Genomic DNA, 929 nt, shown 5'->3' with positions numbered 1-929 from the left:
GGGCCAGCCGTTCATGTACCCGCGCAACGACCTGGGTTACGCAGAAAACTTCCTGCACATGATGTTCGGCAACCCCTGCGAAGAGTCCAAGATCAGCCCGACCCTGGCCAAGGCCATGGATCGCATCTTCATCCTGCACGCGGATCACGAGCAGAACGCCTCCACCTCTACCGTGCGTCTGGCAGGCTCTTCCGGTGCCAACCCGTTCGCCTGTATTGCTGCTGGCATCTCAGCCCTGTGGGGCCCGGCACACGGTGGCGCCAACGAAGCCGTGCTGAACATGCTCGATGAAATCGGCTCCCTAGATAACATCGACACCTACATCGCCAAGGCCAAGGACAAGAACGACCCGTTCAAGCTGATGGGCTTCGGTCACCGCGTTTACAAGAACTACGATCCACGTGCCACCGTGATGCGCGAGTCCTGCCACGACGTTCTGGCCGAACTGGGTGTGAACGATCCGCAGCTGGAACTGGCCATGAAGCTGGAAGAAATCGCACTGAACGACCCCTACTTCAAAGAGAAGAAGTTGTTCCCGAACGTGGATTTCTACTCCGGCATCATCCTGAAAGCCATCGGGATCCCTACCTCCATGTTCACCGTAATCTTTGCCCTGTCACGCACCGTGGGCTGGATTGCGCACTGGAACGAAATGATCTCCAACCCGTACAAGATTGGCCGTCCGCGCCAGCTGTACACCGGCGAAGCCGAGCGCTCCTTCGTGCCGGTCAACGAGCGCAAATAAGCGCCTCGTTATCGCCTGACAAAAAACCGCCTTCGGGCGGTTTTTTTGTATCTGCAAAACCACCGCGAGTTAAACTCGTGGCGCCTTAAAACTCGCTGCTCGCCTACCGGGCAACACCGGTTTCGCCCCGCTGATTGGAGCCTATTACCACCCTGCATTTGCGTGGTTGCGCCGTGCATGCAAG

Annotated in this window: 1 protein-coding gene; it reads left to right on the top strand. The window is 57.9% G+C overall.

Translation table 11 applies throughout. The features are described 5' to 3' along the window. Window positions 1–745: citrate/2-methylcitrate synthase (locus tag A3730_RS05785; RefSeq protein ID WP_304439468.1), on the top strand; the 745-nt coding region annotated here is incomplete at its 5' end. Window positions 746–929: the final 184 nt, after the last annotated feature.

This window comes from Alcanivorax sp. HI0044, assembly GCF_001634945.1.
This window is presented reverse-complemented; position numbering and strand designations above follow the sequence as displayed.